Here is a 25,655-nt window from a genome sequence, read left to right on the forward strand (position 1 = left end):
TCAGCGAAGACCCGACCGCAGCGCCAGGACCAGATGCCCGCCACCGGACCCGACCTCGACAAGGTCGGGGCAGCGCAGGCGCAGCGCGGTCTGCAGCCGCAACCGCAGGGTGTGGGTGGCGGCGGGGCAGTGCTCGCAGGCGCCGCCGAGCTCGAGGGCGACCGTGTCGCCGGAGCGCCGCGCGGACACCGAGCCACCGTGCGAGCGCACGAAATCACCGACCGAGCCGTCGAGCACGTCCGCGATGACCCGCTGCAGGACCTCGCCCGCCGCCGGCTCCACGTCCCACCCCGGCCCGGGCGCGCCGAGCGCGTCGAGCAGGGCCGAGCGAACCGGTGCGCCGAGGGTTGACCAGGACCGGTCCGCGCCCGCCCACAGCCAGACCGCGGTGTGCTCGACCAGACCGCCGGTGAGGGTTCCGTCGGCCAGCATCTCGCCGAGCCGTCCCGGCGCCCGGCGCAACCGGCCGACCGGGAGTATCCCCGGCGGCACCACCCAGCGCACGACGTCGGGGTCGCCGGCCACCCTCTCGGGGTGAACGGCGATCACCAGAGTGCGGCCACAATCGTGCGGGCCGTCAGGGCCAGCCCCCACGCGAGGGCGAACATATAGCCGAACGCCAGCGCAGGCCACTTCCACGAACCGCTCTCCCTGCGCAGCACCGCCACCGTGGACATGCACTGCAGCGCGTAGGCGAAGAACACCAGCAGCGCAGCGATAGTCGGCGCGTCGAACAACGGCCGGCCCGCCTGCGGGCCGGTCTCCATGCGCATCGCGGCGAGCGCCGCTTCCGGGTTCTCCACGTCCTCGGCGGCGGCAACCTGGCCCATCGTTGCGACGAAGACCTCCCGGGCGGCCAGCGAGGACAGGATTCCGATGTTGATCCGCCAGTCGAAGCCGAGCGGTTCGAAGACCGGCGCGACGGCGTGGCCCACGGCGGCGGCGTAGGAGTTCTCCAGCACGTAGCTGGCGACGGCTGCTTCGTCGCCGGTGTCCACGCCGGCCGCCGTCAACTCCTGCTCGCTGCGCAACGGCAGGTTCAGCAGCACCCACAGCACCACCGTCGCCGCCATGATGATCGTGGTGACCTTGCGCAGGAAGGCCATCGCCGCGGTGGACACCTCCGCGACGACCGTGCGCAACCGCGGCACCTGGTAGGGCGGCATCTCCAGGTAGAACGGCAGCATCGGGCCGGAGCGGGAGGCGAATCTCTTGAACAGCGCCGCGGTGAGCATCGCCGAGATCGCCCCCAGGAGATAGAGAACGAACATCACCGCACCGCGGGCGTTGACGGGTCCGATCCTGGCCTCCGCCGGTAGCAGCATGCTCACCAGCAGGATGTAGACCGGCAGGCGCGCCGAGCAGGTCATCAGCGGTGCACCCATCATGGTGGCGAGGCGATCGCGCGCCGACGGGAGCGAGCGGGTGGCCATGATCCCGGGGATCGCGCAGGCCACCGAGGACAGCAGCGCGACGAACGCGCGGCCCTCCAGGCCGACCCGGCCCATCACCCGGTCCATCAGGAACGCGGCCCGGGCGAGGTACCCGGTGCCCTCGAGAATCGCGATGAGAATGAACAGCAGCACGATCTGCGGCAGGAACACCAGCACCGAGCCCACCCCGCCGATGATCGCCTGGGACAGGAACGCCGCCAGCCAGGGGACCGGTATCCGCGTGGCCGCTGACTCGCCCAGCCAGCCGAAGAAACTTTCCACGTAACCCTGCAGCGGAGCGGCCACGGTGAAGATCGTCTGGAAGAACACGAACATCGTCAGCAGGAAGACCACGGTCCCCAGCACCGGCTGCAGCAATACGGAGTCGATGGTGCGGGTGCGCGTGTCGACCACGGGCAGCCGGTAGCTCCCCGCGGTGAGCACCGAGTCGATCCAGCCCGCCAACTCCGCGGCATCGGTCGGCGGGGGAATCACCGGCGCACTCCAGGACCGGTACTCGGCCATCGTCGCGCGCAGCGTCTCCACGCCGCTGCGGTGCCCGGCCACGACCGGCACGACCGGCACCCCCAGTGCGCGACTCAGTGCGGCGACGTCGAGGTGCCCGTTTCGCCGCGCCAGGTCGTCGGTGAAGGTCAGCACGACGCAGGCGGGCAGACCGGTCTGCAGCACCTGGGCCAGCAGGCCCAGCGAACGGCGCAGCGTGGTTGCGTTGAGCAGGACCAGCATCGCGTCGGGGTTGTCGAGGTCCGGGTTGCTGCCGTCGGTGTCGAGCACGTCGACCACGATCTGCTCGTCGGGACTGATCGGGTCCAGGCTGTAGGCGCCGGGCAGATCCTCGACGACGACCTCGGCGGCGTCGGCGAGTTGGGTCCGTCCCTCGAACCTCGCCACGGTCACTCCGGGGTAGTTGCCGGTCTTGGCGTGCAGCCCGGTCAGGGAGTTGAACAGGGTGGTCTTGCCCGAGTTGGGGCTCCCCACCATGACGAAGCGGGTGAGTCCGAGGTTCGCCGGTGCACCGCCGCCCTGATGGTGGTGGTGATGCCCGCTCACCGGGCCGGTTCCACGTAGATGGCGCGCGACTGGGAGTCGCGCAACGCGAACTCGGCCTCCCCGATGCGATAGATCACCGGGTCGCCCAACGGCGCCCGGCGCACCACCGTGACCGTGACGCCGGGGACGATGCCCAGGTCGAAGAATCGCCGCGCGGTGCTGGGCTCGACCTCGTTGCCGTAGCCGACCACGGTGGCGCGCTGACCGCGGGCAAGTCCGGCCATCGTCGGGCAGCTCGTGCCGTCGGTCACGCCCGCCGGCAGGCGACGGCGGCGCATCCGCTCGGAGATCGACGACATTGGGTAAGATTAGCCTACCCTCACTAACCGATCTCGGGGAGCCTTCCCCGCCGCACCGCGATCGGCGGCGCGAACGCGACTGGAAGTATGGGGACCATGGCCGCAACCACCCCCTCCGTCTCCGCCAAACTTTTCGCCGAGGCGGCAGCGGTGATCCCCGGCGGAGTGAACTCACCGGTGCGGGCCTTCTCCGCGGTGGGCGGGACGCCCCGCTACATCACCTCGGCGAAGGGCTACTGGCTCACCGACGCCGACGGCAACCGCTACGTCGATCTGATCTGCTCGTGGGGCCCGATGATTCTCGGCCACGCACACCCGGCGGTGGTCGACGCGGTCCAGCGGGCCGCCGCGGAGGGACTGTCGTTCGGAGCCCCCACCGCCGGCGAGACCGACCTGGCTGCAGAAATCGTCGACCGCGTCGCGCCGGTGCAGCGGGTGCGCCTGGTGAACTCCGGAACCGAGGCGACGATGAGCGCGGTGCGGTTGGCCCGCGGTTTCACCGGCCGGTCCAAAATCGTGAAATTCTCCGGGTGCTACCACGGCCACGTCGACGCCCTGCTGGCCGACGCCGGCTCGGGAGTGGCCACCCTGGGTCTGCCGTCCTCGCCAGGCGTGACCGGTGCCACCGCCGCCGACACGATCGTCCTGGGCTACAACGACGTCGCCGCGGTCGAGGAGTCCTTCAGCCGCTTCGGCGAGTCCATCGCGGCGGTGATCACCGAATCCTGCCCGGGGAACATGGGCACGGTGGCGCCGGCGCCCGGATTCAACGCCGCGCTGCGGCGGATCACCGCCGACCACGGGGCGCTGCTGATCATCGACGAGGTGATGACCGGATTCCGGGTCAGCAGGTCGGGCTGGTACGGACTCGATCCGGTGGATGCCGACCTGTTCACCTTCGGCAAGGTGATGAGCGGCGGCTTGCCGGCCGCGGCATTCGGCGGCCGCGCCGAGGTCATGGAGCGACTGGCCCCGCTCGGACCGGTGTATCAGGCCGGGACGCTGTCCGGTAACCCGGTGGCGGTGGCGGCCGGGCTGGCCACCCTGCGCCACGCCGACGACGCGATCTACGCCGCCCTCGACGCCAACGCCGAACGCCTCGCCGCGCTGCTGACCGAAGCGCTCACCGGAGCCGGTGTGCCGCACCAGGTTCCCCGCGCCGGAAACTTCCTGTCGGTGTTCTTCGCCGACGAACCGGTCACCGACTTCTCCGCGGCACGCGCGAGCGAAACGTGGCGTTTCCCGGCGTTCTTCCACGCCCTGCTGGATGCCGGGGTGTACCCGCCCCCGAGTGCCTTCGAGACCTGGTTCGTCTCGGCGGTGCTCGATGATGCCGCCTTCGATCGGATCGCGACCGCGCTGCCCGGTGCCGCACGGGCGGCGGCGCAGGCGAGGCCGTCGTGACGGATCGCCCAGACCTGCGGACCGTCGTCCATGTGATGCGCCACGGCGAGGTGCACAACCCCGAGGGGATCCTCTACGGGCGACTGCCCGACTACCACCTCTCCGAGCGGGGCCTCGCCCAGGCGGAAGCGGTCGCAGACTGGCTGGCCAAGCGCGATGTGGCCTACGTGGTCGCCTCTCCGCTGGAGCGGGCCCAGGAGACCGCAGCCCCGATCGCCGCCCGCCACGGCCTGGCGATCGACACCGACGAGTCACTGATCGAATCCCACAACGTTTTCCAGGGCGAGCGGATCTCACCGGGCGACGGCGCCCTGCGCGACCCTCGCAACTGGTGGCATTTGCGGAATCCGCGCGCCCCGTCGTGGGGGGAGCCCTACCGGGAGGTCGCCGCACGCATGTCGGCCGCCCTGGAGCGGGCCCGGGTCAAGGCCGCCGGTCGCGAGGCGGTCTGCGTCAGCCACCAGTTGCCGGTCGAGACTTTGCGGCGTGCGATGAACGCTGAGCCGCTGCATCACTTCCCGACCAGAAGAATGTGCAACCTGGCCTCGCTGACGTCGTTCTACTTCGGCGGCGACGAGGGCGACCAGTACGTCGGCTGGGGATACGCGGAGCTCGCCGGGCGGTGAGGTCATATTCAGTGCTGCTGGCCGTTACGGCGGTGCTGCTTGCCGGCTGCTCCACCGGTGACGACGCCGTGGCGCAGGGGGGCACCTTCGAATTCGTCTCTCCCGGCGGCAGGACCGACATCGTCTACGACCCGCCGGCCGATCGAGGCAGGCCGGGTCCGCTGTCCGGACCCGACCTGATGGATACCGGGCGCACGATCTCACTCGAGAACTTCACTGATCAGGTCGTGGTCATCAACATCTGGGGGCAGTGGTGCGGGCCATGCCGTTCGGAGATGATCCAGCTGCAGAAGGCGTACGACGAGACCCGCGACTCCGGCGTCGCATTTCTCGGAATCAATGTGCGCGACAACGATATTGACGCCCCGCGTGACTTCGTCACCGATCGCGGGATCAGCTTTCCCTCGCTCTACGACCCCGCGATGCGCACCATGATCGCCTTCGGCGGTAAGTACCCGACCACCGTCATCCCCTCGACGGTGGTGCTCGATCGCGAACACCGGGTGGCGGCCGTGTTCCTGCGCGAACTGCTCGCCGAGGATCTGCTGCCGCTGGTTCGACGCCTGGCGGCCGAGCCGGCGCCGAAGCCGCAACCGACGTGACCGGCTTCGCCGAGACCGCCGCCGCCGGTCCGATGCTGCTGGCGCTCGGCCTGTGCGCATTGGCGGGACTGGTGTCCTTCGCGTCGCCCTGCGTCGTCCCGCTGGTGCCGGGCTACCTGTCCTATCTGGCGGCGGTCGTCGGTGACTCCGGAGGCGAAACGCGCCGCCGGTGGCGCGTCGCCGGTTCGGCGATTCTGTTCGTGACCGGCTTCACCGTCGTCTTCCTGCTCGGTACCGTGGCGGTGCTCGGTATGACCACGTCGCTGATCACCAACCAGCTGGTCTTGCAGCGAGTCGGGGGTGTGCTGACAATTCTGATGGGTGTGGTGTTCATCGGTTTCGTCCCGGCACTGCAGCGCCAGGCCCGCTTCGCGCCGGTGCGGATCGCGGGCTTGGCCGGTGCCCCGCTGCTCGGCGCGGTGTTCGCGCTGGGATGGACGCCGTGCCTGGGCCCGACTCTGACCGGGGTGATCGCCGTGGCATCCGCGACCGACGGCGCCAGTGTCGCGCGCGGAGTCGCCCTGGTCGTCGCCTACTGCCTGGGGCTGGGCATCCCGTTCGTGCTGTTGGCGATCGGCTCGGGCTGGGCGGTCGGGGCACTGGACTGGCTGCGCCGCCACAGCCGGGCGATCCAGGTCACCGGCGGTGTGCTGCTGGTCGCTGTCGGTGCGGCGTTGCTGACCGGGTTATGGGGTGATTTCCTCTCCTGGGTGCGCGACGCCTTCGTCAGTGATGTCAGGCTGCCGATATGACGAACGCCGTGGTGGCCCGGGCGCGTACCGCCTGGCGCGCCCTGACGTCGATGGGGACCGCACTGGCGCTGCTGTTCCTGCTGGCGCTGGCCGCGGTGCCGGGAGCGCTGCTGCCCCAGCGCAGTCTCAACGAGACCAAGGTGGCCGCCTACCTCGCCGAGCACCCGGTCCTCGGCCCGTGGCTGGACCGCCTGCAGTTCTTCGACGTGTTTTCCAGTAGCTGGTTCACCGCGATCTACGTCTTACTCTTCATATCCCTGGTCGGCTGCCTGACTCCGCGCACGATTGAGCACCTGCGCAGTCTGCGGGCCAGTCCGGTGCCGGCGCCGCGCAACCTGGGCCGGATGCCCAAACACGCACACGCCGAGGTGGCCGGCTCGGTGCAGACAGTGTCAGCGCGGGTGGTGACCGATCTGCGCGGCTGGCGGCAGGCCGTTCGCACCACTGACGGTGTCACCGAGATCTCCGCCGAGCGGGGCTACCTCCGTGAATTCGGCAATATCGTCTTCCACTTCTCGCTGCTGGGCCTGCTCGTCGCGGTCGCCGCGGGCAAGCTGTTCGGTTACGAGGGCAATGTCGTCGTGATCGCCAACAGCGGCCCCGGCTTCTGTTCGGCATCTCCGGCGGCCTTCGACTCGTTTCGGGCCGGCAACACCGTCGACGGGACCAACCTCTATCCGATCTGTGTGCGCGTCAACGACTTTGCGGCCCGCTATCTGCCGACCGGCCAGGCGACCTCGTTCGCGGCCGACATCGACTACCAGGCAGGAGCGGATCTCGCGTCGGCGACCTGGCGTCCCTACCGGCTGGAGGTGAATCGGCCGCTGCGCGTCGGTGGAGACCGGGTTTATCTGCAGGGCCACGGCTACGCGCCGTCGTTCACCGTGGTTTTCCCCAATGGCGAAACCCGGACGCAGACCGTCCAGTGGCAGCCCGAAGACGCCCAGACACTGCTGTCGTCGGGGGTGGTTCGTTTCGATCCGCCGCCCGGTCTCTATCCCGCAGACCAGCGCCGCAAACACCAGATCGCCGTCACCGGGCTGCTCGCGCCGACCCAGCAGCTCGACGGCACGCTGCTCTCGTCGAGCTTTCCCGAACTGCGCGACCCTGCCGTCGCCATCGACATCTACCGCGGCGACGCGGGTCTGGACACCGGTCGCCCGCAGTCGCTGTTCGCCCTGGACCACCGGCTCATCGAGCAGAAGCGGCTCAACAAGGTCAAGCGGATCAACCTCGCACTCGGTCAGCAGGTGCGACTCGACGACGGCACCGTCGTGCGCTTCGACGGCGCCACGCCGTTCGTCAACATTCAGGTCTCCCACGATCCGGCTCAGGTCTGGGTGCTGGTGTCGGCGCTGACGATGATGGGCGGTCTGCTGGTGTCGCTGACCGTTCGCCGCCGTCGGGTGTGGGCTCGGATCGCCCCCGGCCAGCCCGGTACGGTGAAGGTTGAACTGGGTGGGCTGGCCCGCACCGACAACTCCGGTTGGGGGGGCGAGTTCGACCGGTTGGCCCGGCGAGTCGCGGAGGTCGAATGAACACCGAGCACATCGATATCGGCCTGGCCCGGTACTCCGACGCGACCTTCACCGCCTCGGTCATCGTGCTCGTGCTGGCGCTGGTCCTGCTGTCGGTGGAGTTGGCGTCCAGCCGCGTGCGGCGATCCGAACGGCGTCAACTCGTCGCGGCCGGCTCAGCGACCGGGGCGGCGACCGAGGCAGTGAGGACCGACGGTGACCGGCCGGGTGTCGTCGTCGAGACCCCGGCGACCCCGCTCGTGCAGCGCATCGGGCGAGCCGGCCTGGCGCTGGTGTACGTCGGCATCGCGCTGCTGTTCGCCTGCATCGTGCTGCGTGGGCTGGCCACCAGCCGAGTGCCCTGGGGCAACATGTACGAGTTCATCAACCTGACGAGTTTCTGCGGCCTGGTCGCCGCCGCCGTCGTGCTGCGCAAGGAGCAGTTCCGCAGCCTGTGGGTCTTCGTGCTGGTACCGGTGCTCATCCTGCTGACGGTTTCGGGCCGCTGGCTCTACACCCACGCCGCTCCGGTGATGCCCGCCCTGCAGTCCTACTGGCTCCCCATCCACGTCTCAGTCGTCAGCCTGGGATCAGGGGTGTTCCTGGTTTCGGGGGTGGCCAGCATCCTGTTCCTGATCAAGATGCGCGCCGGCGATCCCGGCTCCGAGGCGACCGGTCCGCTGGCGCGGATCGCCGCCCGGCTTCCGGACGCTCAGACGTTGGACCGGATCGCCTACCGCACGACGATCTTCGCGTTCCCGGTCTTCGGCTTCGGGGTCATCTTCGGCGCGATCTGGGCCGAGGAGGCCTGGGGCCGCTACTGGGGGTGGGACCCCAAGGAGACGGTGTCCTTCGTGGCCTGGGTGATCTACGCCGCCTACCTGCACGCGCGGTCGACAGCAGGCTGGCGCGATCGCAGGGCGGCGTGGATCAACGTCGTCGGGTTCGTCGCGATGGTGTTCAACCTGTTCTTCATCAACCTGGTGACGGTGGGTCTGCACTCCTACGCCGGAGTCGGCTGAGGACCGGGAAGAGCGGCTAGCGCGGCTTGTCGCCGCGGCCGAGCCGACGAAGGAAGTCCGGGTCGTCGTCCGGCCCGATCACCCGACGGGAGGGCTGCTCGTTCTGGGTGCGCACCAGCCGCCAGCCGACGTAGGCCAGCGCGACGAAGAACACGATGATCAGCAGGTAGAGCACGGGAACAAACCTCCTACAGATCGAATATACGCGCGTGTCGGTAGGCTCGGTTCCGTGGTCGAGCAGGGTCCCGGCGCCGACGGCGCATCCGTCGGCCGGATGCTGCGCGACATCGCGCTCTACACCCTTGCCCGGCTGGTGATGGTGGCTGTGCTGACCGTGGCGATCCTGCTGGTGGCCCGGCTCATCGGGGTCGGCGAGATGCCCCTGGTGGTCGCCCTGCTGTTCGGCATCGTGATCTCGCTGCCGCTGGGGGTGTGGCTGCTGGCCCCGCTGCGCCGTCGCGCCTCCACGGGTATCGCCGAGGTCGATCAGCGCCGCCGCCGTGAACGCGAACAACTGCGGGCCAGGCTGAGCGGCGAAGACCCACCCGGGCAGTCGGCCGGCCGCTAGGCGCCCAACGTCAGGCCGGCCGCGACGGCCACCGACCACACCAGCAGGGTCAGGCCGGTGTCGCGCAGCACCGGTATCAGGTCGGGACCGCCGAGGCCGCGCCGCACCGGACCCGCTGCCCGGAGGGCGAGCGGTGCGGCAAGAAAGCCCGCCGCACACCAGGGCGTCGCGGCCGACACGACCGCGGTGACGACTGCGGCCAGCGCCAACAGTGTCCGGTAGAGCACCCGGGTCCGGCCGTCGCCGAGCCGCACCGCCAGGGTGATCTTGCCCGCCGACTCATCGGTCGGGATGTCCCGCAGGTTGTTGGCCACCAGCACCGCCGTCGACATCGCGCCGACGGCGACCGCCAGCGCCGCCCCCACCCAGTCGACACGCAGCGCCTGGGTGAACTGCGTGCCCAGCACCGCGAGCGGTCCGAAGAACCAGAACACCGCGACCTCGCCGAAACCGGCGTAGCCGTACGGACGCGAACCCCCGGTGTACAGCCATGCCGCCGCGATGCACAGCGCCCCGACCCCGATCAACCACGGTGCGCTGGCCAGGGCCAGTACCAGGCCGGCAACCGATCCGATTCCGAAGCTGATCACCGCCGCGGCCAGCACGGCGCGCGGGGCGGCCAGGCGGGCGCCCACGAGTCGCACCGGACCGGCTCGCACGTCGTCGGTGCCGCGGATGCCGTCGGAGTAGTCGTTGGCGTAATTGACCCCGACCACCAGGGCCGACGCCACAACCAGAGCCAGCAACGCCTTCCACCAGACGGCCGCGTGCAGCCACGCCGCTGCCCCGGTCCCGGCGATCACCGGGGCGAGCGCGGTGGGAAGGGTGCGCGGGCGTGCGCCTTCCATCCATTGGGCGAAGCTGGCCATGGTGGCGGGGCCGGTCAGGCCGACCGGCGTCAGTCCCGGTAGGGGGAGCCGGGTTCGGCGGTCCCGACGACCAGCGGCGAGTCGATCGGGGGAGACTGGCAGTTGACCGCATTGTTGGGGTCGGTGCAGTCCACCGGGTTCGCCGGCGCGTAACTGGGCGCACCGCTGGTAGTCGGCGGCGTGAGCGGGGTGAACCCGCTATCCGCTGTCCCGGCGGGAGTCAGCCCGATCAGGGCCATCAGCCCGAGGGCTGCGCCCGCGACAGCCGGGGCGCTTCGTCGTACGATCGTCATGCTCATTGTGGGTTCCTTTCCCGCCGGTCTGCCCCCGGCTGATACCGATCCTAGGGTGCTATCGCCGGCCGGTTCCCGGCTGTTACCAGGCGGTGGGAGCGGACGGTGAGGGCCAGCCGCCAACGGCGCATACTGGCGGGGTGAAAACAGAGATCTGCGAGCGCTTCGGCATCGAGTTTCCCCTGTTCGCCTTCAGCCACTGCCGCGACGTCGTCGCCGCGGTGACCAATGCCGGTGGATTCGGCGTGCTCGGCGGCGTGGCCTTCCGGCCCGACCAACTCGAGCAGGAGTTGAGCTGGATCGACGACCACGTCAACGGGAGGCCGTACGGGGTCGACATCATCGTGCCCGCGAAGTACGAGGGGAAGGGGGAGAACCTGACCTTCGACCAGCTCGCTGACCGCATACCCGGAGAGCATCGGGACTTCATCAACGCCCTGCTGGCCGACCACGACATCGAGACCGAGGAGATTCGGGTCGGCTCCTCGGCGCTGGCCGGCGACACCGGCGAGAGCCTGCTGGAGGTCTCGCTGAATCATCCGATCGCGCTGATGGCCAACGCGCTGGGTGTCCCGCCGGACTACATGATCGAGGCCGGCAAGCAACGCGGTATCCCGGTTGCGGCCCTGGTGGGCGCCAAAGAGCATGCGATCAAACAGGTGCACGCCGGTGTCGACCTCATCGTCGCGCAGGGTACCGAGGCGGGTGGGCACTGTGGTGAGGTCACCACCCTGGTCCTGATTCCCGAGGTGCTGGACGCGATTGCACAGATCCCCGGCGGCAGTGAGGTGCCGGTGTTGGCGGCCGGCGGAATCGTGACCGGACGCCAGATGGCGGCCGCGGTCGCGATGGGAGCGGCAGGCGCCTGGACGGGTTCGGTGTGGCTGACGACCGAGGAGGCCGAGACCGCCCCGCACACCAAGCAGAAGATGCTGGCCGCCTCCTCGCGCGACACGGTGCGCTCGGCGGGTCGCACCGGCAAACCGTCACGCCAGCTGCGCTCGGACTGGACCGACGCGTGGGCGCCCAGCCCCGGCGGACGCCAGCCCCTTCCGCTCCCGCTGCAGGCCATGGTCGCCGAACCGGCGCTGCGGCGCATCGACAAACTCGCCCAGGGCGGACACCCCGGTGCCCAGGCGCTGTCCACCTATTTCGTCGGCCAGGGCGTCGGCCTGATGAACAAGATCAAGCCCGCGCGCGACGTCGTCCTGGAATTCATCGAGGACTACGTCGCCGCGGCCGAACGGCTGTGCCGAACACTCGAAGACTGAATGGTCGCGGGCCCCGGCCCCGAGATAACGATTTCCCCATTCGGCAATGCAGTCAGTCGCGTTTCGCTACTACTGGGCGGACACAGGCTGTGGAAAGGAGTTCTTCATGCGCAAATCAATCGCGGGCACCGGTCTACTGGGCGCACTGCTGGCGTCGGGTTTAGGCCTGGGAATCGGCCCGGGAATCGGCATCGCCGCCGCCGACTCAGTGCAGGTCGACGGCAACTACGCCACCCTCGCGGCCTGCCAGGCCGACGGACCGGAGGTGCAGATCGCACAGAACAACGACGCCTACTCGGCCTGGCAATGCACCCAGGGAGATGACGGTCTCTACTACCTGTACCTGACCAACTAGCTGTACCCGACCAACGAGCGCTCACCCCGCCGCCAGCGGCAGCCGGACCTCGAACCGTGCGCCGCAGGCGAGGTTGTGCGCCGACAGCGTCCCACGGTGGGCCCGGACCAGACCGGCGGCGATCGCCAGTCCCAGCCCCGAACCGCTGGGTAGCGACGAGTCCTCGCGGGGGACCCGGTTGTTCGAGCCGCGGTAGGCGACGTCGAACACCCGGGGCAGGTCGGCGGCGTCGATACCGACTCCGGTGTCGTCGACCCGCGCCCACGCCCCGTCCCGGTCCGCACCGACGGCCAGTTTCACCGTGCCCCCGGCAGGTGTGTGCGCAATGGCGTTGGCCACCAGGTTGGACAGCACCCGCACCAGCGCGCGGTCGCTGCCGACCACCCGCACCGGCCGCGGCGGCAGTTCGGCCTCCAGTGCGACTCCCGCCCGTTCGGCGGCGATGCGGTGGGTGGTGAGCACGTCGTCGACGACCTCATCGAGGGCGACCCGCTCGTAGGGTGCACTCACCGCGCCGGCATTGATCTTCGCCATCTCGAACAAGTCGTCGACCATCTCCGAGAGCCGAACGCTCTCCTGCTCGATGCGCTTGGCCTGCGAGCGCACCTCGGCCGGGCTGACCACGCCGTCGGCGATGGCCTCCGACAGCGCGCGGATACCGGCCAGCGGTGTGCGCAGGTCGTGGCTGACGAACGCGACCAGCTGGCGGCGGGACTGTTCGGCGGCGCGCTCGGCCTCGCGGATCTCCTGCTCCCACACCATGCGCCGAGCCTGATAGCGGGCGAGCATCATCGCGGCCGGCAGGGTCACGACCGCCACCACAGCCAGCACCACCGCGATCGCCTGGAAGGTGGCGCCGGCCATGAACTGGCTGGCGCAGAACACCCCGGCGAAGGTGGCAAGTGTGGGGATGAGGACGAGGGCGACCGTGCTGACCGTCAGTGACCACGACCGGGCCAGCCGGATCACCAGACCGCCGATCAGCACCACCGGCAGTGAGCAGCCGAGTGCCAGCAGAGCGATCTCGGTGAGCTTATGCGGTAACACGGTCGCCGCCGCCGGCCTCGCCGCGCCACAGGTAGCCGCGGCCCCAGACCGTCTGCACGCGGTGGTGCTCACCGAGCTTGGACCGCAGGCGCTTGACGTGGACGGTGACCGTCGAGAGATCGCCGAAATCCCAATTCCACACCCGTTTCAGCAACTCCTCCCGGGAGAAGACGGTGTCGGTGTGGGTCAGGAAGAACAGCAGCAGGTCGAACTCCCGGTTGGTCAGTCCGATCGGTTCGCCGCCCACCGAGACCGACCGCGACGCGGTGGACACGGTCAGTTCACCGACCGAGATCTCCAGGGGCAGCGCTGCCGACGGGGCGGGTGCGCGCCGAAGCACCGAGCGCACCCGCAGCGCGAGCTCGCGCGGGCTGAACGGCTTGGTGAGGTAGTCGTCGGCACCCGCCTCCAGACCCGCGATCCGATCGTCCTCCTCGCTGAGTGCGGTCAGCAGAATCACCGGCACCGTGTAATCGCCGCCCTGCCGCAACGTTCGGCACAGCGACAGACCGTTGGGCCCCGGCATCATCACATCGAGCACAGCGACGTCGATCTTCTCGGTCCCCAGCACCCGCAGCGCCTCGTTACCGTCTCCGGCGACCCGCACTTCGAGACCGTCGCGCTCGAGGTAGCGCCGCACCACGTCGCGCACGACGACGTCGTCATCGGCGATCAGGACACGGGCGGCCACAGAGACGAGGGTAGCGCCGCGGGCATCGCCACCTGCTCTTCGTCATGCTTTTGTCACGCCGGGAAGCGGTGCGCCAGTCCGCGGCGGTCGAGTTTCCCGATCCCACTGCGGGGCAGGTCGTCGACGATGTGCAACTCGCGCGGCGCAGCCGTGCGGTCCAGCGTCTGGCTCACGAAGTCCCTCAGTTCCGCCAGAGTCGGGGGGTCTGAAAACGTGTCGACAATCACCGCGACGGCCACCCGCTGGCCGAGCCGGTCATCGGGCACACCGAAGACCGCGCAGTCGGCGATCGCGGGATGCCGCACCAGAACCGCCTCCACCGACTCGGGCAGGACCGTCAGCCCGCCGGTGCTGATCGCGTCGTCGGCCCGGCCCGCAACCCGCAGCACCCCCGACTCCAGCACGCCCAGGTCACTGGTGAGAAACCAGCCGGGCTCGGCGAACGGGTCGGGCCGGGGCGGGTTGCGGTAGCCCTTGGCCAGGGTCGGGCCACCCACCACGATCCGTCCCGTGCCGGTGTCGTCGGTTTCGTCGATCCGCAACCGGACGCCGTCCAGCGGCACCCCGTCGTAGACGCAACCACCGGCGGTCTCGCTGGAGCCGTAGCTGCGCACGACCGAGATTCCCGCGTCCGCCGCAGCCGCGAGCACCGTCGCCGGTGCCGGCCCGCCGCCCAGCAGTACCGCGTCGAGTTGCGTGAGTGCCGCGACAGCCTCGGGATTCTCCAAGGCTTTGGCCAACTGTGCCGCAACCATGGCGATATAGGCTCGCCCGGAACCCAATTGATCGACCGCCCTGGGTAATTCGGCCGGATCGAAGCCCGCGGAGATGTCCACTTCGACCGGGATGGTGCCCGCTAGCACGCTGCGCACCAGAACCTGCATGCCCGCGATGTGGTAGCCCGGCAGGGCCAGCAGCCAGGTCCCCGGTCCGCCGAGCCGGTCATGGGAGGCCGAAGCGGACGCGATCAACGCCGACGCGGTGAGCATCGCTCCCTTCGGTACGCCGGTGGTTCCGGAGGTGGCGATCACCAGGGCGACGTCGTCATCGATCTGTTCACCGACGCGCAGCGCGGCCGTCAGCACGTCGCTGGATCGCAGATCACCCGCCGGGACCGGCGCCAGCGGAGAGTCGCGCCCGTCGAGTACGCCCTCCACGGCGGCCAGCAGCGACAGCGCCGACGGACCGGGCGGGATCGCGAGCGCGCGCAGGGCAGCTATTCCCCGTCCCCGTTCAGGTCGCCGCGGTTGCGCTGATGGTCAAGCGGCCACCCGTACTTGGCGAGTCGGGCCCGCACCCTCTCGATGTCGGCGGGTGAGGGCAACCCGTCGGTGATCCGGAGGATCTCCGCGCCGATGTCGACGTAACCCAGGATCGGCACGTCCTTGAGCTCGCGGGCGATCTGGGTGATCTCGGCTTTGCTCAGGCCACGCGACAGCAGGGCCAGGATCGGCAGGTAGTCCTGTTCGGGCACCCCGTCGGGGTAGCCGGTCCGTAGCCAGGACACGATGCTGCTGAGGAATCGGTTCACCCGTGTCACCTCCAAACCTGCCACGCGAACCCGATCGTAGGCGCTCAGATCCCACTTCGGCAGACGATCCCGGCACCGTCGCACACCGACTCGCCGGAACCCTCGGGGTACTGCGGGTGAACAACGGATGAATATCTCCCGGGCTTCGGCAAACAGGCTGCTCATGTGCCCCTGGCCGTCGGCTGCAAACTGGTCACCGGAATCCTTCAGGCAGCAGAATGACCTGCTGTGAGCACAGAGTCCATCATCCTGGTGTTGCTGATCGCGACGGCCCTGGCCTTCGACTTCACCAACGGTTTCCACGACACCGGCAACGCCATGGCGACCTCGATCGCGACCCAGGCACTCAAGCCCAAAACCGCTGTGTTGCTGGCGGGTGTGCTGAACCTCGTCGGGGCGTTTTTGTCCGTCGAGGTGGCGGTCACGGTGACCACCGCGGTGCTCAAGATTCAGGACTCCAAGACCGGTACCCTGCTGCCGGGCATCGACGCGTCGATGGGTCTGACGATCATCTTCGCCGGGCTTATCGGCGGCATCCTGTGGAACCTGCTGACCTGGCTCTTCGGTATCCCGTCCAGTTCGTCGCACGCGCTGTTCGGCGGATTGATCGGGGCCGCACTGGCCGCGCTGGGCACCGGCGGGGTCAACTGGAGCGGGGTGACCGCCAAGGTGATCATCCCGGCCTTCGCCGCCCCGGTGATCGCCGGTCTGGTGGCCGCCTGCGGTACCTGGCTGGTCTACCGGATCACCCGCAAGGTGCTAGCCCGCCGCCGCGAAGAGGGCTTCCGCTGGGGCCAGATCGCCACGGCGTCGCTGGTCGCGCTCTCGCACGGCACCAACGACGCGCAGAAGACGATGGGCGTCATCGCCTTGGCGCTGATCACCACCGGCCACCTCACCGGGGACGTGAAGCAGCAGGGTCTGCCGTTCTGGATCATCTTCAGCTGCGCGGTGGCGATCGCACTGGGCACCTACCTGGGTGGCTGGCGGGTCATCCGGACCCTGGGCAAGGGTCTGGTGGAGATCGAGTCGCCGCAGGGCCTGGCCGCCGAGGCGGCCTCGGCGGCGATCATCCTCAGTTCCAGCGCCGCCGGCATGGCGCTGTCGACCACCCACGTGGCGACCGGTTCGATCATGGGCAGCGGTGTCGGCAAGCCCGGTGCGGAGGTCCGCTGGGCGGTCGCCGGGCGGATGGCGGTGGCGTGGCTGACCACTCTGCCGGCCGCTGCCCTGGTCGGGGCGCTGTCGTACTGGCTGTCCTACGCGCTGAAGACCCTGACCGGCTCGGCGCTGGTCGGTGACGGGGCGATCTTCGTGATCCTGGTGGCGCTGTCCTTCTACATGTGGTGGCGGGCCCAGCAGCAGAAGGTCGACCACAGCAACGTCAACGCCGACTGGGACTCTTCGACGAATTCGGTGATACCCGCCGACGCGCGGGCCGGCGAGACCAAGGTCAAGGCGGCGGTGTGATGCACTACCTGGAAAGCATTCTCAGGGTTCTGTTCATCGGGCTGCTCCTCGGCGCAGGTCTGCCGGCGGTCTTCGCGGCGGGCATGCTGGCCTACTCCTACGGGGCGGGCGGTGAGGAGGCCGACCACGTCATCCACAAACCCAATCCCGCGCTGAAGTATCTGGGCGTCCTGCTGTTCGTGCTCGTCGCGTGGGTGATCGTCACCGCGGTGGCCTGGATCACCCGGGCCACCGTCATCCACCACTTCGGCATCGATTTGTTCCCGATGATGCCCGGAGGCATTGCCCCCCACCATCCCAGCGGCCAGATTGTGAAGTGATGAGCATCGAACAGCCGCGATCGGTCGATCAGCAAAACACCATCGCTGACAACGTCCTGGACTGGCTCCACGAGGGTTACCCGCAGGGGGTTCCGCCGAAGGACTACTTCCCGTTGCTGGCACTACTGCTGCGCACCCTCGAGGAAGAAGAAGTCGTCAAGGCGGCCGCCTCGATCGTCAGGGAGGGCGACTTCGACACGCCGGTGACCGAGGCGCAGATCCGCGACGCGGTGCGGTCGGTGATCGAGAAGGAACCCAACCCCGAGGAGATCCGCCAAGTCGCCGCGAGACTGGCCTCGGTGGGCTGGCCGCTGGCGTCCGACCGCCGCTGATCAGTCCCGCGCGTCGCGGCGCAGCGGGTGGTTCGGTGGGACCTGCACGAAGATCAGGGTGATCCCGTCGGGGTCGGTGACGTGCATCTCGTGCAGGCCCCACGGTTCCTGCCGGGCCGCACGGGTGATCGTGACACCGCTGTGGTGCAGCTGCTGTTCGGCCGCGTAGACGTCGCGAACCTGCAGCCACAGCGCACCCGGGAAAGGTCCGCGCGCGTCGGCGGGCGCCCCATGGCCGGCGAGCTCGACGAGTGACTGTCCGGCGTAGAACACCGTTCCGCCCGGGTACTCCCGCGCGATCGCCAATCCCAGGGTGTCGCGGTAGAAGCACAGCGAGCGCTGGTAATCGGCCGGCCGGAACAGCACCCGGCTCGCCAGGATCTCCATCGCCTCAGCCTAGGGCTGGATCCGCTGGCGCTTCATCAGCCCGTTGAGCAAGCCGGGAGCAACGATGTCGACCGCCCGCGCGGTGACCCCGATGCGCGGGGCGATACGCACCGGGCGGCGTCGGGCGGCGTCGATCATCCACTCCGCGGCTTCGGCGGGACTCAGCGCCGGCAGGCCCTCGTAATCCTTGGTCGGGGCGATCATCGGGGTGGCCACCAGCGGGTAGTACAGCGTGGTGGAGTGCACGCCGCGCCGCGACCACTCGGTCTCGATCACCCGGCTCACCGTGCTCAGTGCCGCCTTCGAGGCGTTGTAGACGCCGAACAACGGGGAGGCCTCGCCCAGCACGCCCCACGTCGCGACGTTGATGATGTGACCGTCGCCGCGCTCGATCATCCCGGGGGCCAGACCGCGGATGAGTCGCAGCGGCGAGTAGTAGTTCAGCACCATGGTGCGCTCGACGTCGTGCCAGCGATCCAGGGACTCGGCCAGCGGCCGGCGAATCGACCGGCCGGCATTGTTGACCAGGATGTCCACTCCGCCGTGGCGCCGCTCGACGAGGTCGGCCAGGTCGTCGACGGCGTCGAGGTCGGACAGGTCGCACGGGATCGCGGTGGCCGTCCCGCCGGCCTCGGCGATCCGGTCGGACAGGGCTGCGAGCAGATCGGCGCGGCGCGCCACCGTGATCACCTCTGCTCCAGCAGCGGCGAAAGCCTCCGCGCCTGCCTCTCCGATCCCGGACGAGGCGCCGGTGATCAGCACCCGCTTGCCGCGCAGCCGGATTCGCGTCGCTGTGGGAATGCGCAGCGGAGGACGCATCGCGGTGAGCGAGATCGCTTCGGAGAGCCGGCGGCGCAGGGGAGTCACGGGCATCGAGTCTAGGTCTTCAGAAGTAGCGCGGGAACCGGCTCCAGTCCGGATCGCGCTTCTCCAGGAAGGCGTCGCGGCCTTCGACGGCCTCGTCGGTCATGTAGGCAAGCCTGGTGGCCTCACCGGCGAAGAGCTGCTGACCGACCAGCCCGTCATCGAGGAGGTTGAACGCATATTTCAGCATCCGTTGCGCCTGAGGGGATTTCGCGTTGATCTCAGCGGCCCACTGCAGGCCCTCGGTCTCCAGCTCGGCGTGGCCGGTGACAGCGTTGACCGCACCCATGCGGTGCATCTGCTCGGCGGTGTAGGTACGGCCCAGGAAGAAGATCTCCCGGGCGAACTTCTGGCCGACCTGACGGGCCAGGTATGCGCTGCCATACCCGCCGTCGAAGCTGCCGACGTCGGCGTCGGTCTGCTTGAACCGGGCGTGCTCGCGGCTGGCTAGGGTCAGATCGCACACCACGTGCAGGCTGTGACCGCCGCCGGCGGCCCATCCGTTGACCAGACAGATGACCGGCTTGGGCATGAACCGGATCAGCCGCTGCACCTCCAGAATGTGCAGCCGGCCCGCGCGGGCGGCATCGACGGTTTCCGCGGTGTCCCCGCTCGCGTACTGGTAACCGGTGCGGCCGCGGATCCGCTGGTCCCCGCCCGAACAGAACGCCCAGCCGCCGTCCCTGGGTGAAGGGCCATTCCCGGTCAGCAGCACCACCCCGACGTCGGGGGACATCCGGGCGTGGTCGAGCGCCCGGTAGAGCTCGTCGACGGTGTGCGGGCGAAAGGCGTTGCGCACCTCGGGCCGGTTGAAGGCGACCCGCACCGTGGGCTGCGCCGCGCGATCGCGGACATGCCGGTGGTAGCTGACGTCGGTGAGGCCCGCGAAGCCCTCGACGGTCTGCCAGAGTTCCGGGTTGAACGGGTTGTCGCTCACTCCCACGACCGTACGCTCCCGCCCGGCGGGCCGGACTACCCGACGGCGCGCCCCGCTCCCTGCCAGAACCGCGCCCGCACCGCCTTCTTGTCCGGCTTGCCCAGTGCGGTGACCGGGACCGAGTCCGCGACGATCACCTGCTTGGGCGACTGGACCGAGCCCTTGCGTTCTTTGACCGAGGCCTGGATCTCGGTGGTGAGCCGGGCGACGGCCCCCTCGTCTCGGGGGTGATCGGGGCGCAGCACGACCACCGCGGTCACCGCCTCGCCCCACTTGTCGTCCGGGGTGCCGATCACACACACCTGCGCGACGGCCGGATGCTCGGCCACCACGTCCTCGACTTCGCGCGGAAACACGTTGAAGCCCCCGGTGACGATCATGTCCTTGACCCGGTCAACGATGTAGAAGAAACCGTCGTCGTCCTCCCGCGCCAGGTCACCGGTGTGCAGCCACCCGCCGGAGAAGGTCTTGGCGGTCTCCTCCGGCAGGTTCCAGTACCCGCCGCACAGCAGCGGCCCGGAGACGCAGATCTCACCGACCTCGCCCCGGGGCACCGGATTCCCCTCGGCGTCCAGCAGTGCCACCCGGGCGAACAGCGTGGGCCTCCCGCACGACGTCAGTCGCCGGGCATCGTGCTCGCCCCTGGCCAGGTAGGTGATCACCATCGGCGCCTCGGACTGGCCGTAGTACTGCGCGAAGATCGGCCCGAATCGCTCGATCGCCTCGGCCAGGCGGACCGGGTTCATCGCCGAGGCGCCGTAGTACACCGTCTCCAGCGACGACAGATCGCGGGTGTGTGAGTCCGGGTGGTCCATCAGCGCGTAGATCATCGACGGCACCAGCATCGTGGCGGTGATCCGGCGTTCCTCGATGGTGGCCAACACCTCGGCCGGGTCGAACTTCGGCAACACGATCATCTCGCCGCCCTTGACGATCGTCGGGGTGAAGAACGCCGCGCCGGCGTGCGACAGTGGCGTACACATCAGGAATCGCGGGTGCTCCGGCCACTCCCACTCGGCAAGCTGGATCGTCGTCATCGCGGTGATGTTGCCGACGGTGCCGATGACGCCCTTGGGCTTACCGGTGGTGCCGCCGGTGTAGGTCAGCCCGCCGATGTGATCGGGCGGTAAGTCCGCTGCCGCCAACGGTTGTGGCGGGTACTTGGCCGCTTCGGCGATCAGGTCGATGCCGATGTCGGCCAGCTCGGGCGGCACCGGGCCGAGGGTCAAAAGACGCTCCAGCGCGGGAACCTTCTCCAGTAGCCCCAGCGCCCGCTCGACGAACATCGGGTTCGGATCGATGATCAGCGCGGTCGCGCCCGCATCGTTGAGGACGTAGGCGTGGTCATCCAGCGATCCCAACGGGTGCAGAGCGGTCCGGCGGTAACCCTGGGTCTGCCCGGCGCCGATGATCATCAGCACCTCGGGCCGGTTCAGCGACAGCAGCCCGACGCATCTGCCTTCGCCCGCCCCCAGCGCCTCGAAGGCCTGGATGTACTGACTGATCCGGTCGGCAAGTTCACCGCCGGTCAGCGTTGTCTCGCCCAGGAAAAGCACCGGGCGGTCCCTGTTGCGCTTGAGCGCGCCGACGGTGAGATGACCGGAGTGCAGAGGGTGGCGCAGCAGGTCGTCTGTCATGAGTGACAGATTACGGGTATGGCTGACGACGAACTGAGCGCCGCAACACCGCGCGAGGCGATCCTGAGCCTGGTCGGTGCCCGTGGGCCGGGCAGCAGCATCTGCCCGTCCGAGGCCGCGCGGAGGGTGGGCGGTGCGGACTGGCGCGCGTGGATGGAACCGGTCCGCACCGCCGCGCGCAGCCTGGCCCGGGAGGGCAGGGTGGAGATCACCCAGCGCGGGGCAGCCGTCGATCCCGACGCCGCCTGGCGGGGACCGATCCGAATCCGCGCCAAGCGGGCCTAGTCGGACCGGGCCCGGGCATAGCATCGGCGGGTGCCGGAGGCGGAGAAGCAGACTGAGGTCAGCGGTCTGGCCGCGACCATGACGATCGCGGCGATGGGACTGGGGTACAGCGTCACCGCCGCAGATCCGACCACCGTGTCCGCCAATCTCGCCGAGATTCGCCGCGGTCTGCACTTCAGTCCCAGCACGGCGAGTTTCCTGGCCTGCCTGTGCACCCTGACCCTGGCGGCCGCGGTGCTCGGTGCAGGAGCGCTCGGCGACCTCTACGGCATGAAGCGCATGTTCGCCGCGGGAGCCTACGCGTCGATCGTCTTCGGTGTGCTGGCTGCCGTTGCACCGCACGTGTCGGTTCTGCTTGTCGCGAGGGCCGGTCTCGGAATCGGCTTTGCGTTTCTGCTCGGGTTGTCGCTGGCGATCGTCAACGCCGTGTTTCCGGCGGGCCGACGGGCGGCCGCCATCGCGGCCTACCTGGGAGCGGGTCACGCCCTGGCGGTGTTCCAGCCTGCGGTGGGTGGTTGGTTGGCCACCCACTTCGGTTGGCGCAGTTGCTTTCTGGTGACCCCGGTGCTGGCCGCGGTAGCTCTGGTGATCACGCTGCGCTACGTTCCCGAGACCATCCGCGACCGGCGCAAGCTCGACGTCGTGGGGGTCCTGCTGATCGCCGTGGCGCTGCTCGCCCTGATCTACGGCCTCACCGCTCTGCAGGGCGGTGTCAACGTTCCCGCCGTCGTGCTGATCCTGGTGGGGATCGCACTTGGCGCGGTCTTCGTACGCTGGGAATTGCGCGCCAAGGCGCCCGCTCTGGATATGCGGCTGTTCTCCTCCGGCCGGTTCAACGCCGCGCTGATGGCCGGGGCCACGTTCAACTTCCTCGGCGGCGGGGCCACCCTGCTGTTCGCCTACTACCTGGTCACCCTTCGCGGGGAGTCCCCCGAGGTCCTCGGTCTGCTGCTCATCCCGGCGATGGTGGTGGCCTCGGCGGCGGCCGTCGCGGCGGGCCGGGCCGCCGCCCGGTTCGGGGATCGGGCCGTGCTCGTCGCCGGACTGCTCATCTTGTTGGTGGGCATGGTGATGCTGGTCTGGCTCGACACCGCGACCCCGATCGCGGTGCTCGGCATCGCCGTAGCGCTCAACGCCGTCGGCGGGGCAGTGGTGCAGACGCCGCAGTCGACGATCATGATGTCCAGCGCCCCGCCCGAACTCGGCGGCGCGGTCTCGGCGGTGAAGCCCGCGGTCGGCCAGGCCGCCTACTCGCTGGGACCCGCGCTGTTCGCATTGGTCGGCACGACGTTGTTCCTGCGCGACGGGCGCCCCAAGCTGGAGGGTTCGGGGATCACCGAGTACCAGGCCCGCGAGGCGCTGCAGGTGGCCCACGGCGGCGCTCCGAATCCGGCGGCAGGTGGGGAGGTGCTCGACCCCGAGCAGGCCCGCTGGGTGGTGTCGGAGGCCACCGACAGCTGGCTGCGGGCGATCCACGAGGTCAGTCTGATGATGGCTGTGGTGCCCGCTCTGGCCATCGTGGCGGCCCTGGTCCTGCTTCGACCGAAGCGCGGCAGTCGGCCGGGCTGACGTGGCACGCTTGCCGGTATGGCTACTGATTCCGGACCTCCCGAGCCTCGCTATCTCGACGATCGGCTGAGCTACTGGGCCGAGCACCGACCCGACGGGGTCGCGTTCGACTACCTCGGCCGCAGCTGGACCTGGTCGCAGTGGAACGAGCGGGTGCGCCGACTTGCCGGTGCGCTGGCCGAGCGCGGCATCGGCCGCGGCGATGCGGTGGCGTTCCTGGACAAGAACCACCCGGCGTGTATCGAGCTGACGATGGCCGCCGCCTCGCTGGGCGCGGCGACGGCGATCATCAACTTCCGGCTCGCCGGTGACGAGATGGACTACGTGATCAACGATTCCGGCGCCAAGCTGCTCATCGTCGGCGAGGAGCTGATGGGCAACATCGAGAAGATCCGCGGTCGGCTGCCCCACGTCGAGCACGTCATCGCCCTCACCCCGGAGGGCGGCGAAGGCGATCAGTACGAGGCGATGCTGGCCGCAGCCACGCCCCGGGGACGCGCCGCCGACGTCCAGCCCGACGACGTCTGCGTGATCATGTACTCCTCCGGCACCACCGGACATCCCAAGGGCGTCAAGCTCAGCCAGGCAAATCTCATTGCGCACACGCTCAACGCGGGCACCTTCGAGTTCACCGACGACGACAAGACACTGGTGGCGATGCCGCTCTTCCACGTCGGCGGGACATCGTTCGTGCAGTTCGCCATCCACGCCGGGGTGCCCACCATCATCACCCGCGACGCCGACGGCCCGACCCTGGCGATGGCGATCCTGCAGGGGGCCACCCGCACGTTTCTGGTGCCGGCCGTGCTGGGCAAGGTGCTCGAGGCCGGCCAGGATGCGATCAACGTCTTCCGCAAGCTGCGAACATTCGTCTACGGGGCTTCGCCGATGCCGCCGGCCCTGCTGAAGGCCGGCCTGAAAGCCTTCCCGGACACCGATTTCGTCCAGGTGTACGGGCTGACCGAGGTGTGCGGCGCGGTCACCCAGCTGACCCCGGAGGCGCACCGCGACGAGGCCAACGAGGATCGGTTGGTCAGCGCCGGGCAGCTGGCCCGCGACGTGGAGATTCGCGTCGTGGACCCGGGCACGCTGCAGGACGCCGCGGCCGGGGAGGCCGGTGAATTGTGGTTCCGCACACCGCAGTTGATGAAGGGCTACCACAACAAGCCGGAGGCCACCGCGGAGGCGATCACCGCCGACGGTTGGTTCCGCAGCGGCGACATCGGCCGGATCGACGCCGACGGTTTCGTCTTCGTCGAGGACCGCCTGAAGGACATGATCATCTCCGGCGGGGAGAACATCTACTCGGTGGAGGTCGAGCGGGTGCTCACCGATCACCCCTCGGTGCTCGACGCCGCGGTGTTCGGCATTCCCGACCCGAAGTGGGGCGAATCGGTCAAGGCCGTCGTCGAACTGAGCGCCGGAACCAGCGCCACCGAGCCCGAACTCCTCGAGTGGTGCCGGGAGCGGCTGGCCCGGTACAAGTGCCCCAAGAGCATCGACATCGTGGCGGAGCTGCCTCGCAACCCGACCGGCAAGCTGCTCAAGCGCGACCTGCGCAAGCCCTACTGGGAGAAGCAAGACCGCGCGATCTGATGCTGCCCGCGATCGACGAACTGCTCGACCGGCTGCACGTCGTCGCCCTGCCCATGCGGGTGCGCTTCCGCGGCATCACCGTTCGCGAGGTCGCCCTGATCGACGGCCCGTGCGGGTGGGGTGAATTCGGGCCGTTCCTGGAGTACCCGCCCGGGCAGGCCCAGCCCTGGCTGGCCGCCGGGATCGAGGCGGCCTACCGGCCCCCTCCGCCCGCCCGCCGTGAGCGCATCCCGATCAATGCGACCGTTCCCGCGGTACCCGCCACCGAAGTGGCCGAGGTGCTGGCCCGATTCCCGGGCTCGCGCACCGCCAAGGTGAAGGTGGCCGAACCCGGGCAGACACTGGCCGAGGACATCGACCGGGTCAATGCCGTTCGCGCGGTGATTCCCACCGTGCGGGTCGACGCGAACGCCGGCTGGACTGTGGACGACGCGGTCGCCGCGGCGCGCGCACTGACCGCCGATGGCCCGCTGGAGTACATCGAGCAGCCGTGCCGGACCGTGCCGGAACTGGCCGCGGTCAGGCGGCGGGTCAGCGTGCCGATCGCCGCCGACGAGAGCATCCGCAACGCCGACGATCCACTCGCGGTGGTCCGCGCCGGCGCCGCCGACATCGCGGTGCTCAAAGTCGCTCCCCTCGGCGGGATCCGTGCCCTGCTGGACATCGCGGAACGGATCGACATCCCGGTGGTGGTCTCCAGCGCACTCGACTCGGCCGTCGGCATCGCGGCCGGACTGGCCGCCGCGGCCGCGCTGCCCCGACTCGACCACGCCTGCGGCCTGGGTACCGGCGGGCTGTTCACCGCCGACGTCGCCGACCTCACCGTGCGTGCCGGATTCCTCGACGTCGTCAACCCTCCCGCCCCCGACCCGGCCCGGCTGGCCGAACTGGCCGCCGCCCCCGCCCG

Annotated in this window: 30 protein-coding genes; 16 read left to right on the forward strand and 14 right to left on the reverse strand. The window is 69.5% G+C overall.

The features are described 5' to 3' along the window. From ACKOB8_RS15590 to ACKOB8_RS15600, 3 genes are read right to left on the reverse strand one after another with little or no spacing between them, the layout of a single operon-like run. Positions 1-549 carry a NifU family protein gene (locus tag ACKOB8_RS15590; RefSeq protein ID WP_526378874.1) on the reverse strand — a complete coding sequence of 183 codons (549 nt, stop codon included), beginning with the start codon at positions 547-549 and terminating at the stop codon, positions 1-3. Beyond that, entirely contained in the window at positions 546-2,504 is a 1,959-nt protein-coding gene (feoB, locus tag ACKOB8_RS15595; RefSeq protein ID WP_526378876.1) for a ferrous iron transporter B, read from the reverse strand. Before feoB ends, ACKOB8_RS15590 begins: the two co-directional genes overlap by 4 nt. Further along, positions 2,501-2,803, reverse strand: coding sequence for a FeoA family protein (locus tag ACKOB8_RS15600; protein ID WP_526378878.1), 303 nt, complete (start codon positions 2,801-2,803; stop codon positions 2,501-2,503). Before ACKOB8_RS15600 ends, feoB begins: the two co-directional genes overlap by 4 nt. A 96-nt stretch (positions 2,804-2,899) precedes the next feature. Here ACKOB8_RS15600 and hemL point away from each other — a divergent pair, with 96 nt between their 5' ends. Genes hemL through ccsB form a run of 6 tightly spaced genes read left to right on the forward strand, consistent with a single transcriptional unit; the run spans position 2,900 to position 8,726 of the window. Further along, positions 2,900-4,207: a glutamate-1-semialdehyde 2,1-aminomutase gene (hemL, locus tag ACKOB8_RS15605; RefSeq protein WP_526378880.1), complete on the forward strand. Its 1,308-nt coding sequence runs from the start codon at positions 2,900-2,902 to the stop codon at positions 4,205-4,207. Positions 4,208-4,242: 35 nt separating this feature from the next. Beyond that, complete coding sequence (locus ACKOB8_RS15610; RefSeq protein WP_526378933.1) at positions 4,243-4,833, forward strand: histidine phosphatase family protein; 591 nt, start codon at positions 4,243-4,245, stop codon at positions 4,831-4,833. A gap of 11 nt (positions 4,834-4,844) precedes the next feature. After that, complete coding sequence (locus ACKOB8_RS15615; RefSeq protein ID WP_526378882.1) at positions 4,845-5,435, forward strand: TlpA disulfide reductase family protein; 591 nt, start codon at positions 4,845-4,847, stop codon at positions 5,433-5,435. Beyond that, entirely contained in the window at positions 5,432-6,187 is a 756-nt protein-coding gene (locus tag ACKOB8_RS15620) for a cytochrome c biogenesis CcdA family protein (RefSeq protein ID WP_526378884.1), read from the forward strand. Before ACKOB8_RS15615 ends, ACKOB8_RS15620 begins: the two co-directional genes overlap by 4 nt. After that, complete coding sequence (resB, locus tag ACKOB8_RS15625) at positions 6,184-7,725, forward strand: cytochrome c biogenesis protein ResB (protein WP_526378887.1); 1,542 nt, start codon at positions 6,184-6,186, stop codon at positions 7,723-7,725. The genes ACKOB8_RS15620 and resB overlap by 4 nt, the downstream gene beginning before the upstream one ends. After that, positions 7,722-8,726 (forward strand): c-type cytochrome biogenesis protein CcsB, encoded by a 1,005-nt coding sequence (gene ccsB, locus ACKOB8_RS15630; protein WP_526378889.1) that lies wholly within the window; start codon positions 7,722-7,724, stop codon positions 8,724-8,726. Before resB ends, ccsB begins: the two co-directional genes overlap by 4 nt. 16 nt (positions 8,727-8,742) lie before the next feature. Here the strand turns inward: ccsB and ACKOB8_RS15635 are convergent, their stop codons facing one another. Continuing rightward, the gene (locus ACKOB8_RS15635; RefSeq protein WP_526378891.1) at positions 8,743-8,901 is read right to left on the reverse strand and encodes a hypothetical protein; all 159 of its coding nucleotides are present in this window, start codon (positions 8,899-8,901) and stop codon (positions 8,743-8,745) included. A 99-nt stretch (positions 8,902-9,000) separates the two neighbouring features. Between ACKOB8_RS15635 and ACKOB8_RS15640 the strand changes: the two genes are divergently transcribed. Beyond that, positions 9,001-9,294 (forward strand): DUF4229 domain-containing protein, encoded by a 294-nt coding sequence (locus tag ACKOB8_RS15640; RefSeq protein WP_526378935.1) that lies wholly within the window; start codon positions 9,001-9,003, stop codon positions 9,292-9,294. On the opposite strand, the gene ACKOB8_RS15645 is transcribed toward ACKOB8_RS15640, so the two are convergent. Further along, a complete protein-coding gene (locus tag ACKOB8_RS15645; RefSeq protein ID WP_526378893.1) occupies positions 9,291-10,163 on the reverse strand; it encodes a 1,4-dihydroxy-2-naphthoate polyprenyltransferase in 873 nt (290 codons plus the stop codon). The two genes, ACKOB8_RS15640 and ACKOB8_RS15645, sit on opposite strands and share 4 nt — an antisense overlap. 29 nt (positions 10,164-10,192) lie before the next feature. Continuing rightward, entirely contained in the window at positions 10,193-10,462 is a 270-nt protein-coding gene (locus ACKOB8_RS15650; protein ID WP_526378895.1) for a hypothetical protein, read from the reverse strand. A gap of 134 nt (positions 10,463-10,596) precedes the next feature. Here ACKOB8_RS15650 and ACKOB8_RS15655 point away from each other — a divergent pair, with 134 nt between their 5' ends. Both ACKOB8_RS15655 and ACKOB8_RS15660 read left to right on the forward strand, forming a co-directional pair. Then, positions 10,597-11,727, forward strand: coding sequence for a nitronate monooxygenase (locus tag ACKOB8_RS15655; RefSeq protein ID WP_526378897.1), 1,131 nt, complete (start codon positions 10,597-10,599; stop codon positions 11,725-11,727). A 106-nt stretch (positions 11,728-11,833) separates the two neighbouring features. Next, on the forward strand, positions 11,834-12,082 hold the full coding sequence (locus tag ACKOB8_RS15660; protein ID WP_526378899.1) for a hypothetical protein: 249 nt from the start codon (positions 11,834-11,836) through the stop codon (positions 12,080-12,082). 21 nt (positions 12,083-12,103) lie between these two features. Here ACKOB8_RS15660 and ACKOB8_RS15665 read toward each other — a convergent pair whose 3' ends face one another. The 4 genes from ACKOB8_RS15665 to ACKOB8_RS15680 are packed head-to-tail and all read right to left on the reverse strand — an operon-like array spanning position 12,104 to position 15,351. Then, positions 12,104-13,129, reverse strand: a complete 1,026-nt coding sequence (locus tag ACKOB8_RS15665; RefSeq protein WP_526378901.1) for a sensor histidine kinase — start codon at positions 13,127-13,129, stop codon at positions 12,104-12,106. Next, complete coding sequence (locus ACKOB8_RS15670; protein WP_526378903.1) at positions 13,116-13,820, reverse strand: response regulator transcription factor; 705 nt, start codon at positions 13,818-13,820, stop codon at positions 13,116-13,118. The genes ACKOB8_RS15665 and ACKOB8_RS15670 overlap by 14 nt, the downstream gene beginning before the upstream one ends. A 53-nt stretch (positions 13,821-13,873) precedes the next feature. Beyond that, entirely contained in the window at positions 13,874-14,986 is a 1,113-nt protein-coding gene (gene menE / locus ACKOB8_RS15675) for an o-succinylbenzoate--CoA ligase (protein WP_526378937.1), read from the reverse strand. Positions 14,987-15,036: 50 nt separating this feature from the next. Then, a complete protein-coding gene (locus tag ACKOB8_RS15680) occupies positions 15,037-15,351 on the reverse strand; it encodes a DUF3349 domain-containing protein (protein WP_526378939.1) in 315 nt (104 codons plus the stop codon). A 228-nt stretch (positions 15,352-15,579) separates the two neighbouring features. Between ACKOB8_RS15680 and ACKOB8_RS15685 the strand changes: the two genes are divergently transcribed. The 3 genes from ACKOB8_RS15685 to ACKOB8_RS15695 are packed head-to-tail and all read left to right on the forward strand — an operon-like array spanning position 15,580 to position 17,473. After that, a complete protein-coding gene (locus ACKOB8_RS15685; RefSeq protein ID WP_526378905.1) occupies positions 15,580-16,821 on the forward strand; it encodes an inorganic phosphate transporter in 1,242 nt (413 codons plus the stop codon). After that, positions 16,821-17,141 (forward strand): hypothetical protein, encoded by a 321-nt coding sequence (locus ACKOB8_RS15690; protein ID WP_526378907.1) that lies wholly within the window; start codon positions 16,821-16,823, stop codon positions 17,139-17,141. The genes ACKOB8_RS15685 and ACKOB8_RS15690 overlap by 1 nt, the downstream gene beginning before the upstream one ends. Next, positions 17,141-17,473 (forward strand): DUF3349 domain-containing protein, encoded by a 333-nt coding sequence (locus ACKOB8_RS15695; RefSeq protein ID WP_526378909.1) that lies wholly within the window; start codon positions 17,141-17,143, stop codon positions 17,471-17,473. The genes ACKOB8_RS15690 and ACKOB8_RS15695 overlap by 1 nt, the downstream gene beginning before the upstream one ends. Here the strand turns inward: ACKOB8_RS15695 and ACKOB8_RS15700 are convergent, their stop codons facing one another. Genes ACKOB8_RS15700 through fadD8 form a run of 4 tightly spaced genes read right to left on the reverse strand, consistent with a single transcriptional unit; the run spans position 17,474 to position 21,298 of the window. Further along, on the reverse strand, positions 17,474-17,860 hold the full coding sequence (locus ACKOB8_RS15700; RefSeq protein ID WP_526378911.1) for a VOC family protein: 387 nt from the start codon (positions 17,858-17,860) through the stop codon (positions 17,474-17,476). A gap of 9 nt (positions 17,861-17,869) precedes the next feature. After that, entirely contained in the window at positions 17,870-18,733 is an 864-nt protein-coding gene (locus ACKOB8_RS15705) for an SDR family oxidoreductase (protein ID WP_526378913.1), read from the reverse strand. Positions 18,734-18,746: 13 nt separating this feature from the next. Then, positions 18,747-19,661, reverse strand: a complete 915-nt coding sequence (locus ACKOB8_RS15710; protein WP_526378915.1) for a 1,4-dihydroxy-2-naphthoyl-CoA synthase — start codon at positions 19,659-19,661, stop codon at positions 18,747-18,749. A 35-nt stretch (positions 19,662-19,696) separates the two neighbouring features. Then, positions 19,697-21,298 (reverse strand): fatty-acid--CoA ligase FadD8, encoded by a 1,602-nt coding sequence (gene fadD8, locus ACKOB8_RS15715; protein WP_526378917.1) that lies wholly within the window; start codon positions 21,296-21,298, stop codon positions 19,697-19,699. 18 nt (positions 21,299-21,316) lie between these two features. Here fadD8 and ACKOB8_RS15720 point away from each other — a divergent pair, with 18 nt between their 5' ends. The 4 genes from ACKOB8_RS15720 to ACKOB8_RS15735 form a co-directional block, all read left to right on the forward strand. Further along, complete coding sequence (locus ACKOB8_RS15720) at positions 21,317-21,583, forward strand: DUF3253 domain-containing protein (protein ID WP_526378919.1); 267 nt, start codon at positions 21,317-21,319, stop codon at positions 21,581-21,583. A 30-nt stretch (positions 21,584-21,613) separates the two neighbouring features. Then, positions 21,614-23,152: an MFS transporter gene (locus ACKOB8_RS15725; RefSeq protein ID WP_526378921.1), complete on the forward strand. Its 1,539-nt coding sequence runs from the start codon at positions 21,614-21,616 to the stop codon at positions 23,150-23,152. Positions 23,153-23,170: 18 nt separating this feature from the next. After that, on the forward strand, positions 23,171-24,748 hold the full coding sequence (locus ACKOB8_RS15730; RefSeq protein WP_526378923.1) for a long-chain-fatty-acid--CoA ligase: 1,578 nt from the start codon (positions 23,171-23,173) through the stop codon (positions 24,746-24,748). Then, a partial coding sequence (locus tag ACKOB8_RS15735) for an o-succinylbenzoate synthase (protein ID WP_526378925.1) occupies positions 24,748-25,655 on the forward strand: 908 nt, incomplete at its 3' end. The genes ACKOB8_RS15730 and ACKOB8_RS15735, both read left to right, overlap by 1 nt.

It is taken from the genome of Mycobacterium sp. (genome assembly GCF_046091765.1).
Classification (GTDB): Bacteria; Actinomycetota; Actinomycetes; order Mycobacteriales; family Mycobacteriaceae; genus Mycobacterium.

Excerpts from the sequence above, each read along its gene's own strand:
- ACKOB8_RS15730 (WP_526378923.1), top strand. The coding sequence starts at position 23,171 with ATGGCTACTGATTCCGGACCTCCCGAGCCTCGCTATCTCGACGATCGG.
- ACKOB8_RS15700 (WP_526378911.1), bottom strand. The coding sequence starts at position 17,860 with ATGGAGATCCTGGCGAGCCGGGTGCTGTTCCGGCCGGCCGATTACCAG.
- ACKOB8_RS15645 (WP_526378893.1), bottom strand. The coding sequence starts at position 10,163 with ATGGCCAGCTTCGCCCAATGGATGGAAGGCGCACGCCCGCGCACCCTT.
- ACKOB8_RS15705 (WP_526378913.1), bottom strand. The coding sequence starts at position 18,733 with ATGCCCGTGACTCCCCTGCGCCGCCGGCTCTCCGAAGCGATCTCGCTC.
- ccsB (WP_526378889.1), top strand. The coding sequence starts at position 7,722 with ATGAACACCGAGCACATCGATATCGGCCTGGCCCGGTACTCCGACGCG.
- ACKOB8_RS15610 (WP_526378933.1), top strand. The coding sequence starts at position 4,243 with ATGCGCCACGGCGAGGTGCACAACCCCGAGGGGATCCTCTACGGGCGA.
- ACKOB8_RS15640 (WP_526378935.1), top strand. The coding sequence starts at position 9,001 with ATGCTGCGCGACATCGCGCTCTACACCCTTGCCCGGCTGGTGATGGTG.
- ACKOB8_RS15695 (WP_526378909.1), top strand. The coding sequence starts at position 17,141 with ATGAGCATCGAACAGCCGCGATCGGTCGATCAGCAAAACACCATCGCT.
- ACKOB8_RS15660 (WP_526378899.1), top strand. The coding sequence starts at position 11,834 with ATGCGCAAATCAATCGCGGGCACCGGTCTACTGGGCGCACTGCTGGCG.
- fadD8 (WP_526378917.1), bottom strand. The coding sequence starts at position 21,298 with ATGACAGACGACCTGCTGCGCCACCCTCTGCACTCCGGTCATCTCACC.
- ACKOB8_RS15600 (WP_526378878.1), bottom strand. The coding sequence starts at position 2,803 with ATGTCGTCGATCTCCGAGCGGATGCGCCGCCGTCGCCTGCCGGCGGGC.
- ACKOB8_RS15650 (WP_526378895.1), bottom strand. The coding sequence starts at position 10,462 with ATGAGCATGACGATCGTACGACGAAGCGCCCCGGCTGTCGCGGGCGCA.
- resB (WP_526378887.1), top strand. The coding sequence starts at position 6,184 with ATGACGAACGCCGTGGTGGCCCGGGCGCGTACCGCCTGGCGCGCCCTG.
- ACKOB8_RS15720 (WP_526378919.1), top strand. The coding sequence starts at position 21,317 with ATGGCTGACGACGAACTGAGCGCCGCAACACCGCGCGAGGCGATCCTG.
- ACKOB8_RS15690 (WP_526378907.1), top strand. The coding sequence starts at position 16,821 with ATGCACTACCTGGAAAGCATTCTCAGGGTTCTGTTCATCGGGCTGCTC.
- hemL (WP_526378880.1), top strand. The coding sequence starts at position 2,900 with ATGGCCGCAACCACCCCCTCCGTCTCCGCCAAACTTTTCGCCGAGGCG.